At 73.2% G+C, this 13,723-nt stretch carries 14 protein-coding genes; 8 read left to right on the forward strand and 6 right to left on the reverse strand.

Going from position 1 to position 13,723, the window contains the following annotated elements; genetic code table 11:
• The first annotated feature begins 29 nt into the window (after positions 1 to 29).
• The 3 genes from COUCH_RS17075 (at position 30) to COUCH_RS17085 (ending at position 3,398) form a co-directional block, all read left to right on the forward strand.
• The gene (locus COUCH_RS17075; protein WP_249613076.1) at positions 30 to 428 is read left to right on the forward strand and encodes a ChaB family protein; all 399 of its coding nucleotides are present in this window, start codon (positions 30 to 32) and stop codon (positions 426 to 428) included.
• Between the two features lie 73 nt (positions 429 to 501).
• Positions 502 to 1,644: a glutathione-independent formaldehyde dehydrogenase gene (locus tag COUCH_RS17080; protein ID WP_249613077.1), complete on the forward strand. Its 1,143-nt coding sequence runs from the start codon at positions 502 to 504 to the stop codon at positions 1,642 to 1,644.
• 161 nt (positions 1,645 to 1,805) lie between these two features.
• Entirely contained in the window at positions 1,806 to 3,398 is a 1,593-nt protein-coding gene (locus COUCH_RS17085; RefSeq protein WP_249613078.1) for an alpha/beta hydrolase, read from the forward strand.
• Between the two features lie 110 nt (positions 3,399 to 3,508).
• Here COUCH_RS17085 and COUCH_RS17090 read toward each other — a convergent pair whose 3' ends face one another.
• Positions 3,509 to 4,714, reverse strand: a complete 1,206-nt coding sequence (locus tag COUCH_RS17090; RefSeq protein WP_249613079.1) for a cytochrome P450 — start codon at positions 4,712 to 4,714, stop codon at positions 3,509 to 3,511.
• A 164-nt stretch (positions 4,715 to 4,878) separates the two neighbouring features.
• Here COUCH_RS17090 and COUCH_RS17095 point away from each other — a divergent pair, with 164 nt between their 5' ends.
• Both COUCH_RS17095 and COUCH_RS17100 read left to right on the forward strand, forming a co-directional pair.
• Positions 4,879 to 5,406 (forward strand): hypothetical protein, encoded by a 528-nt coding sequence (locus COUCH_RS17095; protein ID WP_249613080.1) that lies wholly within the window; start codon positions 4,879 to 4,881, stop codon positions 5,404 to 5,406.
• A gap of 89 nt (positions 5,407 to 5,495) precedes the next feature.
• Positions 5,496 to 6,245, forward strand: a complete 750-nt coding sequence (locus COUCH_RS17100; RefSeq protein ID WP_249613081.1) for a hypothetical protein — start codon at positions 5,496 to 5,498, stop codon at positions 6,243 to 6,245.
• On the opposite strand, the gene COUCH_RS17105 is transcribed toward COUCH_RS17100, so the two are convergent.
• Positions 6,224 to 7,840 (reverse strand): amidohydrolase, encoded by a 1,617-nt coding sequence (locus COUCH_RS17105; RefSeq protein WP_249613082.1) that lies wholly within the window; start codon positions 7,838 to 7,840, stop codon positions 6,224 to 6,226. The two genes, COUCH_RS17100 and COUCH_RS17105, sit on opposite strands and share 22 nt — an antisense overlap.
• A 61-nt stretch (positions 7,841 to 7,901) precedes the next feature.
• On the opposite strand from COUCH_RS17105, the gene COUCH_RS17110 reads away from it, so the two are divergent.
• Entirely contained in the window at positions 7,902 to 8,912 is a 1,011-nt protein-coding gene (locus COUCH_RS17110) for an aldo/keto reductase (RefSeq protein WP_249613083.1), read from the forward strand.
• On the opposite strand, the gene COUCH_RS17115 is transcribed toward COUCH_RS17110, so the two are convergent.
• The 3 genes from COUCH_RS17115 to COUCH_RS17125 are packed head-to-tail and all read right to left on the reverse strand — an operon-like array spanning position 8,913 to position 11,429.
• Positions 8,913 to 9,788 carry a hypothetical protein gene (locus COUCH_RS17115; protein ID WP_249613084.1) on the reverse strand — a complete coding sequence of 292 codons (876 nt, stop codon included), beginning with the start codon at positions 9,786 to 9,788 and terminating at the stop codon, positions 8,913 to 8,915.
• Positions 9,785 to 11,134, reverse strand: coding sequence for a hypothetical protein (locus tag COUCH_RS17120; protein ID WP_249613085.1), 1,350 nt, complete (start codon positions 11,132 to 11,134; stop codon positions 9,785 to 9,787). The genes COUCH_RS17115 and COUCH_RS17120 overlap by 4 nt, the downstream gene beginning before the upstream one ends.
• Positions 11,127 to 11,429 (reverse strand): DUF6403 family protein, encoded by a 303-nt coding sequence (locus COUCH_RS17125; RefSeq protein ID WP_249613086.1) that lies wholly within the window; start codon positions 11,427 to 11,429, stop codon positions 11,127 to 11,129. Before COUCH_RS17125 ends, COUCH_RS17120 begins: the two co-directional genes overlap by 8 nt.
• Positions 11,430 to 11,544: 115 nt before the next feature.
• On the opposite strand from COUCH_RS17125, the gene COUCH_RS17130 reads away from it, so the two are divergent.
• Entirely contained in the window at positions 11,545 to 12,213 is a 669-nt protein-coding gene (locus COUCH_RS17130; protein ID WP_249613087.1) for an NADPH-dependent F420 reductase, read from the forward strand.
• Positions 12,214 to 12,223: 10 nt separating this feature from the next.
• On the opposite strand, the gene COUCH_RS17135 is transcribed toward COUCH_RS17130, so the two are convergent.
• Complete coding sequence (locus COUCH_RS17135; RefSeq protein ID WP_249613088.1) at positions 12,224 to 13,147, reverse strand: SMP-30/gluconolactonase/LRE family protein; 924 nt, start codon at positions 13,145 to 13,147, stop codon at positions 12,224 to 12,226.
• 80 nt (positions 13,148 to 13,227) lie between these two features.
• Here COUCH_RS17135 and COUCH_RS17140 point away from each other — a divergent pair, with 80 nt between their 5' ends.
• The gene (locus tag COUCH_RS17140; RefSeq protein WP_249613089.1) at positions 13,228 to 13,710 is read left to right on the forward strand and encodes an Lrp/AsnC family transcriptional regulator; all 483 of its coding nucleotides are present in this window, start codon (positions 13,228 to 13,230) and stop codon (positions 13,708 to 13,710) included.
• The last annotated feature ends 13 nt before the right edge of the window (positions 13,711 to 13,723 follow it).

The following is a 13,723-nucleotide window of genomic DNA, read 5'->3' on the forward strand; positions in this document are numbered from 1 at the left end:
CGACATCCGTTCGTCGTCTGGAGGTTCCCATGCCAGCGCGCAAGGACATGCCCGGCACCCTCAAGCGGTCGCCGAAGAAGGCCCAGGACACGTACGTCAAGGCCCACGACTCCGCGGTCAAGGAGTACGGCGAGGGCGAACGCGCCCACCGGACGGCGCTCGCCGCGGTGAAGCACTCGTTCGAGAAGGTCGGCGACCACTGGGAGCCCAAGGCGAAGAAGGGCCCCAGCGACAAGAAGGCCGCCGGTGGCCGCGGCACGAAGGCGAAGACGGCCGGCGGGGTCGACGCCAACGCCGGCAAGGAGCACCTGCGGGACCTGGCGAAGAAGCTCGACATCGGCGGCCGCAGCAAGATGAAGAAGTCCGAGCTGGTCGAGGCCATCCAGAAGGCCAACGCGAAGAGCACCCGGAAGGCGCGCGCGAAGTAGCCGGCCGCAGGGTCGTCGTTACGGGTCCCGCTCCCCGGGTAGCCCGGGAAGGTCACCGATGGGGAGGACCTTCATGAAGGCAGTCGTGTACCAGGGACCCCGGGCCGTCACGGTCAAGGATGTTCCCGACCCGTCGATCCAGTCGCCGAACGATGCGATCGTACGGATCACCACCACCAACATCTGCGGCTCCGACCTGCACATGTACGAGGGGCGCACGTCCGTCGAGGAAGGCAAGATCCTCGGCCACGAGAACATGGGCGTCGTCGAGGCCGTCGGCGACGCCGTGAACCGGATCAAGGTCGGCGACCGGGTGTCGGTGCCGTTCAACATCGCCTGTGGCACCTGCCGCAACTGCCTCGGCGGCTGGACCAGCTTCTGCCTGCGGACCAACCCGGCCGAGGGGATGGACGGCGCCGCGTACGGCTACGCCAACATGGGGCCGTACGACGGCGGTCAGGCGGAATTCCTGCGGGTGCCGTACGCCGACGTCAACCTGCTGGAGCTGCCGGCGGGCACGGAGCACGAGAACGACTTCACGATGCTGTCGGACATCTTCCCGACCGGCTGGCACGGCACCGAGCTGGCCGGCATGCGGCCGGGCGACCGGGTGGCCGTCTTCGGGGCCGGCCCGGTCGGGCTGATGGCCGCGCACAGCGCCATGATCCGCGGCGCCTCCGAGGTGTTCGTGGTGGACAAGGAGCGGGACCGGCTGGACCTCGCGGGCAAGATCGGTGCGACGCCGGTCGACTTCTCGGCCGGCGACCCGGTCGAGCAGATCCTGTCCGCGACCGGTGGGCGCGGCGCCGACTGCGGAGTCGAGGCGGTCGGCTATCAGGCGCACGATCCGTCCGGCCAGGAGCATCCCGAGCTGGTGCTGGACAACCTGGTCAAGGTGGTGCGCTCGACCGGCGGCATCGGCGTCGTCGGCGTCTACGTGCCGCAGGACCCGGGTGCCGCGACGGAGCAGGCCAAGCAGGGCCGCATCGCCTTCGACTACGGCACCTTCTTCAGCAAGGGCCAGCGCATGGGCACCGGGCAGTGCCCGGTGCTGCGCTACAACCGGCAGCTGCGTGACCTGATCGTCGCGGGCCGGGCGACACCCTCGTTCCTGGTGTCGCACGAGCTTCCGCTGGCGCAGGCCGCCGAGGGGTACGACCACTTCGACAAGCGTGAGGCCGGCTGGACCAAGGTTCTGCTCAAGCCCGCCGCGTGAGCCGTCGCGCCGCCGCCCGCGGGCCGGTCGGCGGCGCGGCCCGGCGGTGGGTGTGGCGAGATTTTGCCCTGTCGGGGGGTGGTGCCACACCGCTTCCGGATGTCTACGCTCCTTCAGCCGCCCGTCTCGTGTGGAGGCAGGCGGCCGAGTGGAGGCAAGGAATGAGAAGAGTTCTGGCGGCCACCGTTGCCGCCGCGGTCGGGCTCGCGATCGGTGGCGGCGTGATCCCGTCCACCGCGCAGGCCCAGAGCGGTTCCGGGGCCGGCTACACCCCGCCGCCCATCTCCTGGGGCGAGTGCGCCAGCGCGGGGCTGAAGTCGCGGGGCGCGCAGTGCGGACTGCTGACCGTGCCCCTCGACTACGCGAGGCCGGGCGGCACCAAGATCAAGATTGCCGTCTCGCGGATCAAGCACACCTCGGCCGACTACCAGGGCGTCATGCTGACCAACCCGGGTGGCCCCGGTGGCTCCGGCCTGACCCTGTCGGTGCTCGGCGAGTACGTGCCCGGCGACGTCGGCACGAAGTACGACTGGATCGGCTTCGACCCGCGCGGCGTCGGTTCCAGCCAGCCCTCGCTGAGCTGCGACGTCGAGTACTTCGGCTACGACCGGCCGTACTACGTGCCGGTCACCAGGTCGCTGGAGAAGACGTGGCTGGCCAAGGCCAAGGGCTACGCGAAGGCCTGTGACCGGGCGGGCGGCGCGCTGCTCGACCACGTCAAGACCACCGACTCGGTCGCCGACATGGAGAGCATCCGCAAGGCGCTGGGCGCCAAGCAGATCAACTTCTACGGCTTCTCGTACGGGACGTACCTCGGCCAGGTCTACGCGACGCTGCACGCCGACAAGGTGCGCCGGATGGTCCTCGACGGCAACGTCGACCCGCGGCGCGTCTGGTACGCGGCGAACCTCGACCAGGACGTGGCGTTCGACAAGAACATGGACGTCGACTTCGCCTGGGTGGCCAGGTACGACTCCGTGTACCACCTCGGCTCCACCGCCAAGGTCGTGAAGAAGAAGTACTACGCGACCCTGCAGCAGCTGCGCAAGAAGCCGGCCGGCGGGATCATCGGCCCGGACGAGTGGAACGACATCTTCGTGTCCGCGGGGTACTACGTGTTCGGCTGGCAGGACGTGGCCGAGGCGTTCGCGGCGTGGGTCAACGACGGCGACTCCAAGCCGCTCGAGGCGCAGTACGCCGCCCCGGGCGAGCCCGGCGCCGACAACAACTACGCCATGTACCTCGCGACCCAGTGCAGCGACGTCAAGTGGCCGCAGAGCTGGGACAAGTGGCGCCGTGACAACTGGCGGACGTACGCCAAGGCGCCGTTCATCACCTGGAACAACGCCTGGTACAACGCGCCCTGCCTGAACTGGGGCGCCAAGCCGGGCACGCCCGTCACGGTCAACGGCAAGAAGGCCCCGCCGATCCTGCTGATCAGCGAGACCAACGACGCCGCCACGCCGTACTCGGGCAGCCTCGAGGTCCGCAAGCGCTTCCCGCGCTCGGTGCTCCTGGAGGGCGTCGGCGGCACCACGCATGCCGGCTCGCTCAACGGCGTCGCCTGCACCGACGACACCATCGCCGCGTACCTGGACACCGGCGCGCTGCCGACCCGGGTGCACGGCAACCGTTCCGACAAGCAGTGCGAGCCCGTCCCGGCGCCGGACCCCACGGCCGCCGCGGCGAAGAGCCTCAGCGCGACCGCCGGCGCGAGCCGGGTCCCGCTGCGGGACCTGGTCACGATCCGCTGACCGGCCACCGGCCCGGGAGCCATCCGGCTCCCGGGCCGGTGCGTGACCGGGTGACGAGAGGTGTCCCGGGCCGGTGCGTGACCGGGTGACGGGGCTTCCGGGCCGGTGGGTCACCAGGCGACGGGCAGCTCCCGCAGCCCGCGGACCAGCAGGCCGGTCTTCCACGGCAGGTCCTTCTCGTCCACCGCCAGCCGCAGCTCCGGCAGCCGGCCGAGCAGCGTCCGCAGTGCCACCTGCAGTTCCATGCGGGCCAGCTGCGCGCCCAGGCAGTGGTGCACGCCGTGGCCGAAGCCGACGTGCGGGTTCGCCTCGCGGGTGAAGTTGAGGCCGTCCGCATCGCCGAACACCGACGCGTCCCGGTTGGCCGAGGACAGCGCCGGGATCACCGGTTCGCCGGCGCGGATGCGCACGCCGCTCAGCTCGAGGTCCTCGGTGGCGTAGCGGGCGAACGCCGCGGCGGCCCCCAGCGGCACGTAGCGCAGCAGCTCCTCCACGGCGCCCGGGATGCGCTCCGGGTCGTGGCGCAGCTCCGCCAGCTTCGCCGGGTGGGTGAGCAGCACGTACATGAAGTTCGAGATCTGGGTGACCGTGGTCTCGTGCCCGGCGGCCAGCAGCCCCGCGGCCAGCTCCACCATCTCCTGCTCGCTCAGCCGGTCCTCGTTGTCGCGGGCCAGCACCAGCGCGCCGATCAGGTCGTCGGTCGGCGTCGTCCGCCGCTGCGCGATCAGCCCCGCCATGTACGCGTGCAGGCTCGCCATGTACTCGCCGATCCGCTCCGGCGTCAGCGACGTGGTGGACACGATCGCCTCGGACCACGTCCGGAACAGGTGCTGGTCCTCGGGCGGTACGCCCAGCAGCCGGCAGATCACGCGTACCGGCAGCGGGGTGGAGAAGGCCTCCACCAGGTCCGCCGGCGGTCCCGCCGCGACCATCGCGTCGATGAGCTCGTTCGCGATGTCGGTGGTGCCGGGGCGCAGCTGCTCCACCCGGCGGGCGGTGAACGCCTTGGCCACCAGGCGGCGCAGCCGGCTGTGGTCCGGCGGGTCCATCGCCAGGATGCCGGTGCCGATCTGCCGGGGCGTGGTCCGCGGCTCGTCGCGTCCCACCGCGGCGGCGCGGCTGAAGCGGGGGTCACCGAGGACGGTCCTGACGTCCTGGAGGCGGGTGGCCAGCCACGCCTCCTCTCCGAACGGCAGCCGGACCCGGGTCACCGGCTCCTCCCGGCGAAGGTGGGCGTAGAGGGGGTCGAGGTCGAGGCGGTCGGGGTCGCTGAACGGGTACGAACGCGCCGCACCGGCCTGCCGGGTGTCGGTCATGCGTGCTCCTGCCATCGCGGACGATCGGGATCTAGACACGCTGAGCTATATCGAAGACACGGATAGTAATAGATGGGCGTCGTTGAACGGAACCCCGGCGACTGCGGCGGGCGCCGCGAGCCGTATCGTGCGGCGCGCCGTCATTCGGGTTAGGAGCCACGTCCATGTACGACCACCAGCAGTCCCAGCAGCCGCAGCAGCCGTGGGGGCCGCCGCAGGGCGGGGGAGCCATCGCGCTCACCCTGAAGTACAACCCGCTCGCCTTCCTGCTGGGGTTGTTCAAGCCGCAGGTGGAGGTCAACGGTCACCCGGCCGGGAACGCCTGGGGCCGTACGGTCGTGCCGGTGCCCGCCGGTCAGCACCACGTCCACGTGCACGTGCCGTACCTGCTGCCGTCCCGGGTGGGTGTCGCCGATCTGGGTGTCACCGTGCACCCCGGCCAGACCGTCGAGCTGGAGTACCGGGCCCCGATGGTGGCCTTCATGCGCGGCGCGCTCGGCGCCCCGCCGCAGAAGTATCCCGGCATGGCGTTCACCATCGCGATGTTCGCCGTGGTGGGCGTGATCCTGCTCTGTGTCTGCGGCGGCGTCCTCGTCGCCGCGATGAGCGGCGGTGACTCGAGCACCGCGAGCGGCCTGCCCACCATGGTGGCGGCGGCATTCACCGGCGGCAATGGAGCTTGCTCCGGGTGATCGAACGGTTGCTCTCTGCGGCTCGCGGAGGCGTCGCCGCCGTTGGTAGCATGCCGCCGTTCTAGGAGGTCTCGGTGACGGACAATCGGATGAAGGATCGCGTGAAGGTCATGTTCAACGGGACCCACCCCGAAGGCGCCACGTCGGAACACGCCCTGATCAACCCCAACGGGCAGGGGGTGCCGTCCGCGCAGGCGCTGCAGGTGCTGACCATGGCGCAGCGCACCGCCGAGGAGCACCTGTCCCGGGCCCAGCACGAGGCCGACAAGATCCGCACCGAGGCGCTGGCCGCGGCCGAGGAGATCGGCCGCGAGGCGCAGATGCACGCCCACAACGTGCGGCGCGAGGCCGAGCAGGTGCTGCTCGACGCCCGGGCCGCCGCCGAGCAGACCGCCCGCGACGCCCAGATGCGCGCCGAGGAGGCCCAGCGCAGCGCCGCCAAGGTGGTGCTCGAGGCGCGCGGCGAGGCGGGCCGGATCACCGCCGACGCCCAGGCCAACGCCGATCAGCTGCGCCTGGCCGCGCAGCAGCGCTACGACGACGTGGTCGGCAGCCTCGGCGCCCGGCGCGAGGCGCTGCAGCAGCAGATCGAGGCCCTGGAGCGCTTCGACCGCGAGTACCGCGCCCGGCTGACCGGCTTCATGCAGACCCAGCTGCGCGCCCTCTGGGTCGACCAGCCGCAGGTCACCGGCGAGCTGCCCGAGCAGCAGCACGACGAGGCCGTCGTGGTGGAGGTCGTCGAGGACGCCGAGCCGGCGCACGACGAGGACGAGGCCGCCGAGGACGCCGAGGACGGCCGCGCCGGGCGGCACGGCGTTCACGCGTCGCGCGACGAGTAGACCCGCTCCCCGGCGACGTAGGTGATCGCCACCCGGGCCGCGGCGATCTCCTGCGGCGGCCCGGCCAGCGGGTCCCGGTCGAGCACCACCAGGTCCGCGCGGCTGCCCGCGCTCAGCGTGCCGCTGTCGTCGAGATGATTCACGTACGCCGACCCCGACGTGTACGCGCGCAGCGCCGTCGCCGGGTCGAGCCGCTGCTCCGGCAGGAACACCGGCCGGTCCTGGCCGGGCAGCACCCGGTTCACCGCCACGTGCACGGCCTGCAGCGGGTCGGGGCTGCTCACCGGCCAGTCGCTGCCCGCGGCCAGGCGTGCGCCCGAGCGGTACAGGTCCCCGAACGGGTACTGCCGCGCGGCCAGCTCCGGGTCGAGGAACGGGATCGTCAGCTCGTCCATCTGCGGCTCGTGCGCGGCCCACAGCGCCTGCAGGTTCGCGGTCGCGCCGAGCGGGCGGAACCGGCGTACGTCATCCGGATGGACGACCTGCAGATGCGCGAGGTGCGGACGGGTGTCGCTCGGGCCGTTGGCCGCGCGGGCGGCCGCGACCGCGTCGAGGGCCGCGCGCACCGCCCGGTCGCCCAGCGCGTGGAAATGCCCCTGGAAGCCGAGCCGGTCCAGCTCGGTGACGTAGCCGGGCAGGGCGCCGGGGTCGATGAAGGACAGCCCGCTGTTGGCCGTCGGCTGCCCGCAGGCGTCGCGGTACGGGGCCGTCATCGCGGCCGTGAAGTTCTCGGCGACGCCGTCGAGCATGAACTTGACCGTGCCGCAGCGCAGCGGGCCGGCCGTGAACCGCTCGCGTTCGTCCACGAGCGACGGAATCTGCTCGGCGCCGCGCTCGCGGTCCCACCACAGCGCCCCCACGACGGGGGAGACCAGCGACCCGTCCGTGGCCGCGGCCAGGTAGGCGTCCGAGACGTCGGGGTAGCCGTTCGTGGCGCACAGCATCGCGTCCTGCCACGCGGTCACCCCCAGCGAGTGCAGCAGCCGCTGCGCCCGCAGCAGCCCGGCCAGCCGGTCGGCCGGGGTGGCGGCCGGGACCAGCGCCTCGACCAGCGCCATCGCGCCTTCCTGCAGCCCGCCCACCGGGTCGCCGCCAGGCCCGCGGTCGATGCGGCCGTCGGCGGGATCGGGCGTACGGGCGGTGACGCCGGCCAGCTCCAGCGCCCGGCTGTTCACCCACGCGGCGTGGTGATCGCGGTTCATCAGGAACACCGGCCGGCCGGGGACGACCCGGTCGAGCAGCTCCTTGCCCGGTACGCCGCCCGGGAAGCTCTCCATCGACCATCCGCCCCCGACGATCCACTCCTCGTGCGGGTGCGCGTCCGCGTACGCCCGCACCCGGCGCAGGTACTCGACCACGTCGGTGGTGCCGCTGAGGTCGCACAGGTCCAGCTCCAGCCCGCCGAACACGGCGTGCACGTGCGCGTCCTGGAAGCCCGGCAGCAGCAGCCGCCCGCGCAGGTCGACCACCTCCGTACGCGGCCCCGCCAGCTCGCGCACGTCGTCGTGGCCGGCCGCGAGGATGCGGCCGTCGCGGACGAGCAGCGCGCTCGCGTCCGTACCGAACAGCGGCCCGCCGGTGAAGAGCAGATCCATGGCTGGAGCATCGCACGAAGGTGTTGACCTGGAGCGCGCTCCAGGTCCTACCGTCGTTGCCGTGCAGACGACGGAACTGGGGCGCACCGGCGAGCAGGTGAGCGTGCTCGCCCTCGGCGCCATGCAGATGGGTAACGCGACGGACGAGGCGGACTCGGTCCGGATCCTGGACCGCTACCTCGAGGTGGGCGGGTCCTTCATCGACACCGCCGACTGCTACGAGTGGTGGGCCCGGCGGGGCAGCCGCGGCGGCGAGAGCGAGGAGCTGCTCGGCCGGTGGATGCGCGCGGGCGGCCGGCGCGACCGGGTCTTCCTCGCGACCAAGGGCAGCGCGCTGCCGCGCTCCTCGCCGCAGCTGTGGGACGCCGATGGCACCCCCGACTGGGACCTGGCCCGGCGCACCTTCGCCGGGGCGGGCGCGCAGACGCTGCGGGACGCCCTCGACGGGAGCCTGCGGCGGCTCGGCACCGACCACGTGGACCTCTACTACATCCACGTGGACGACCGGAACACCCCGCTGGAGGAGACCCTCGAGACCCTCGCCGGCTTCGTCCGCGCCGGCAAGGTACGCCACCTGGGCTGGTCGAACGTCCGCACGTGGCGGCTCGAACGCATCCGGCAGCTGTGCGAGCGCAACGGGTGGCCGCTGCCCGTGGCGGTGCAGCAGCAGCACACGTACCTGCGCCCGCGGGGCGGGGTGGACAACGTGTCGATCGTCGGCGCCGAGCAGCTGGACTACCTGCGCGAGCACGACGACCAGACGCTGGTGGCGTACTCGCCGATCCTCAAGGGCGTCTACGACGACGCGGCCAAGCGCGGCGGGCACTGGGCGATGGAGGCGTACGCCGGCCCCGACTCCGACGCGCGCATCAGGGCGCTCGCCGAGGTGGCCGCGGAGACCGGCGTGACCCCGAACCAGCTCGTGCTGGCGTGGCTGCTGCACCAGCGCGAACCCCGCGTGCTGCCGCTGATCGGCCCGCGTACGCCCCAGCAGTTCGAGGACGCCCTCCCGGCGCTGGACGTCAAGCTGACTCCGGAGCAGCTCGCCCGCCTCGACACCGCCGGGGCCTGATCAGGGGACGGCCAGCCGGCGCGCCCTGGCGCTGAGGGCCTCCACCCGTTCGGTGAGGCTCCCGGCCGTCCGCTCGTCGGCGGCCGCGAGCTCGTCGAGCAGCGCCGTGTAGTCGGACACCAGGCGCCGGAACCGACGCCGGAAGGCGCCGGACTCGTGGTCGCGGGCGTCCAGGTCGATGATCTGCTGCGCCAGGACGGCCGCGGCCGCGCTCAGCGCCGTGCGGGCGTCCCCGGCCTCGGCGAGCCGGCTGCGGCGGTCCGCGGCCAGCCGCCCGGCCCGGCGTCCGGCCGCGAAGACGACGGCCGAGCCGAGCAGTACCGCCAGCACGGCCGCCGCGGCCACCAGGTAGCGCGGCAGCGACGGGCTGATCGTGCGGGCGCCGTCGGGCACCGTGCCGGAGCGCACGAGCGTGTCGTAATTGACCACGACGACCTTCAGGGCGTCCAGCGGCCGGTCCGGGAACTGGTCCACGCCCCGCCCGATGGTCGTCTCGGCGACGAACGCGCGCCCGAAGTTCTCGTCGCCGACCCCGGGCAGCAGCGCGCATCCGTACTGCTCGTACTCGTCGCCGTCGCGGGCCAGCACCAGCACCAGCGTGCCGTCCGCGGCGTGCCGTACCCGGTCGCAACCCTGCCGCAGGTCCGCGCCCGGCTCGAGGAGCAGCACGACGAGCCGGCGGTTGCCGACGACCCGCTCGGCGGCCGCCTCGTCCAGGCCGGTGCCGGGGGCCGCGTACACCGACGAGGTGCGCACGTCGCGGGCGACCGTCCCGTCCAGGACGCCGCCCGACCACAGCGCCCAGCCGGCCAGCGCCAGGCACGCCAGCACGGCGAGGCCGAACGGCGTGGCCAGGAACCTGCCGATCCTGCTCATGTGAGCCGCTCCCGCAGATAGTCGGCCGGGCGATATCCCGGGTACGGCAGCAGCCGGGCGGCCTCGTCCAGGTCGGCCTCGGCGCCGGCGAGCAGGTTGCGGACGTGCGGGTCCGGCAGGTCGTCGTCGAACGCCGACCGGGCCGCGGTGAGGGCGGTGATGCCCCGGGTCAGCGCGGCCTCGCTGCGGCGGTCGGTGAGCGCGGACATCTCCACCGCCAGCGCGGTCAGCCCGGCGAGGCGCGCGGGCAGGCCCGGCTCCGGCCGCGAGCGGGGCCGGCGCAGCGGGCGCAGCAGGGACCGCACCGACAGCGCGAAGAACGCCCCGGCGCAGGCGACGAAGAGCCACGGCAGCAGGGGAAGGGCCACCCGCAGCGGGTCGGCCGGACGGTACGGCAGCGGCCGGTCGAACAGCCCCGCGTACCGCACGTCGGTCACCCGCCCGAGGTACGCGCCCAGCACGTTCGCCTGCGGGTACGCGTACCGGCCGAGCCGGTCGCCGAACTGCGCGTAGAACCCGGCCGCGGTCACCTCCGCGAAGTCACCCGCGTCCGGGCCGTGGTACTCGATCCAGTCGCCGTGCAGCTCGACGATCGGCCGGCCAGGGAACAGCCGCGTGAGCGCCGGCCCGTAGCGCAGCAAGGGCGCCTCCGGGGACTGCCGGGGCAGCGCGACGTACAGCGCGTCGCCGCCGGGAAACGCCTCCTGCCGCGGGACCCGCGTGAGCGTGGCCCCCGGCGCGGTGTAGAGCCCGGTACGCCGCAGCTGCGCCGCCACCACCGCGAGCTCGGCCGCCGTCGGCTCACGCCACCGCAGCCGGTCGACGTCGGCCGGCGACGGTTGCTCCCGTAGCCCGGCGATCAGCGTGACCAGCAGGTTCGTCACGTCGCCGGCGGCGAACTCGGCGCGCCAGTCGTCCAGGGAGTCCCCGGTCGCCTGGTACGCGCCGCCGGTCACCTGGGTGCCGATCACGCGGATGGTGGCGTCCTTCACGTCGCGGACCCGGTCCCGCTCCGCCTCGTCGAGACCCGGCGGCGCCACCAGGATCCGCATCGGCTCGGCGCCCATCGCGGCGCGTACCCGACCCTCGTCCCACCGCGCGACCGAACCGGGCAGCCGGACCACCTCGGCGGCGCGGACCATGGCGGTCATCTGCTCGACGGACGGCACGGTGGCGTCGCTCAGCTCCCCGGCGGAACCCTCGGTCACCCCGGCCGGCGGCGACGGCGAACGCCCGTAGCTCACGTCGACGCTCTGCCGCTGCGCGACGACGAAGACGACCAGGGCGGCGACCGCGGCGGCCAGCGCCACCCAGCGCGCCACCTCGCGCAGCCGGCGGTCAGCCATGCCCGGCCTCCCGCCACAGCAGATCGGCCCGGTGCGCCAGCCCGGCGGCCTCCCGGGCGGCCGTCGCACCGCCGCGGCCCGCGGTGATCGCCTCGGCCCGGGCGAGCAGCGCCTCGGCCTCGGGGACACGGCCGGCGCAGGCATCCCGGCTCACCGCCGCGGTCGCGATCCCGGCCCGCGCGGCCGACCATTCCGTACGCCGCTCCAGCGCCGTCGCCCGCAGCCGTGGCACCGCGGCGACCAGGAAACCGGCCCCGAGCAGCACCACGCCGCCGACCGCCCACACCCACCCCATGATCGGCCATTCTCGCAGGCCGCCGCCCGGCCGCCGAAGCGACGGCCGACGTGGCGCACGCGACACTGCGGCGCCCGCCGGAATCGCCGCGGCGGATCCGGGGTTGGCGGCGGGTATGACGACGATCGGATTCATCGGCAGCGGAAACATCGGCGGCACCGTCGCACGGCTGGCGGTCGCCGCCGGCCAGGACGTGGTGCTGAGCAACTCCCGCGGACCGGAGACCCTGCAGGACCTGGTCGGCGAGCTCGGCCCGCACGCCCGCGCCGGCCACCCGGCCGACGCCGCGGCCGCCGGCGACATCGTGGTGGTGACGGTGCCGTTCAAGGCGTACGGGGACGCGCCCGCCGAGCCGCTGGCCGGCAAGGTGGTCATCGACACCACGAACTACTACCCGCAGCGCGACGGGCACTTCCCCGACCTCGACGCCGCCACCGTCACGAGCAGCGAACTGCTGCAACGGCATCTCACCGGCGCCCGGGTGGTCAAGGTCTTCAACAACATCTTCTTCCGCCACCTCGGCTCGCTCGCCCGCCCCGCCGGCGCGCCCGACCGCACCGCGCTGACGATCGCCGGCGACGACGCGGACGCCAAGCGGGCGGTCACCGACTTCCTCGACACGATCGGCTACGACACGGTCGACATCGGGACGCTGGCCGACAGCTGGCGCGTCCAGCCGGACACCCCGGCGTACGGCGCCCCGTACGGCTCGTTCGACGACCCGGCCGGCACCCCGGCCGACGCGGCCGAGGTCCGCGCCGCGGTGGCCGCCGCCCGGCGCTGACCGGGCCGGCTCAGGCCGGGGCCGGCTGCGGGTAACGGGCGCCGTTGAAGGTGACCCGGAGCGTGTAGACCGAGGCCCCCGCCGTGATGAACAGGTGGTTGAGCTTCGGGCCGCCGAACGTGAGGTTGGCGGCGGGTTCGGGAAGGAGCAGTTTGCCGAGGAGGGTGCCGTCGGTGCCGAAGCAGTGCACCCCGTCCCAGGCCGCTGCCCAGATCCGGCCCGCCGCGTCCACGCGGACGCCGTCGAAGCGGCCCGCGTTGCACGTCGCGACGACGGCGCCGCCGGTGAGGGTGCCGTCGGCCGTCACGTCGAAGACGCGGATGTGGCTGGGTTCCTGCCGGGTGTCGGCGATGTAGAGCCGCTGCTCGTCGGGGGAGAAGGCCAGGCCGTTGGGGCGGCAGAAGTCGCCGGCCACCACGCGCAGGTCGCCGGTGGCCGGGTCCATGCGGAACACGTAGCAGTCGCCGCCGAGCTCGCTCTCGGCCCGGTGGCCCTCGTAGTCCCCGGCGATGCCGTAGATCGGGTCGGTGAACCAGATCGTCCCGTCGGCGCGGACCACCACGTCGTTGGGGCTGTTGAGGCGCCTGCCCTCGTACCGGTCGGCCAGCACGGTGAGGGTGCCGTCGTGCTCCGTACGGGTGACCCGCCGGTTGCCCTGCTCGCAGGTGACCAGCCGCCCCTGCCGGTCGACGGTGTTGCCGTTCGCGTAGCCGGACGCGTGCCGGAACACCCCCACGGCGCCGGTGGTCTCGTCCCAGCGCAGCAACCGGTCGTTGGGGATGTCGCTCCACACCAGGTAGCGGCCCGCCGGGAAGTACGCCGGTCCCTCGCTCTTGCGCGCGCCGGTGTGCAGCCGCTCGACCACGAAGTCCCCGTCGCAGCCGCTGAACCGCTCATCGAGGGCCTGGAACTGCGCCGGGATGGTCTCGACCATGGTGGTCTCCTCTCACATATGGTCCGACCCTACGTCGGCTGAACGTAGTATGGTCAAGGCCGGTGTTAGGAGAACGACATATGGTGGACGACGTCGATCGCGCACTGCTCGCCTCTCTCCAGGAAGACGCGGCGCAGTCCTACGCGGCCCTGGGCGCGGCGGTGGGCCTGTCGCCGGGCGCCGCCCATGAGCGGGTCCGCAAGCTGCGCGAGCGGGGCGTGATCCGGCGTACCACGGTGGACGTCGACCCGGCCGCCGTCGGCCGTGGCGTGAGCGCGTTCGTCATGGTCAACGCCGGGGTGTGGATGGGCGACCCCGCCACCCGGGAGGCGCTGCTGGCCATACCCGGCATCCAGGAGGCGCACATCGTGGCCGGAGCGGCCTCGCTGCTGGTGAAGGTCCGCACCGCGACCACCGAGGAACTGCAGGCGACGCTGCGCCGGATCTTCGCCGTGGACGGCGTGACCGGCACGGAGACGATCGTGGTGCTGGAGACCTGCTTCGAGCGGCCGATCGGGGTCGGCCCCGCTGAGGGTTCACCCCGGCGGGGGTCGCATCGATGAGCGCCGTTCTCTA

It is taken from the genome of Couchioplanes caeruleus (assembly GCF_023499255.1).
GTDB lineage: Bacteria > Actinomycetota > Actinomycetes > Mycobacteriales > Micromonosporaceae > Actinoplanes > Actinoplanes caeruleus_A.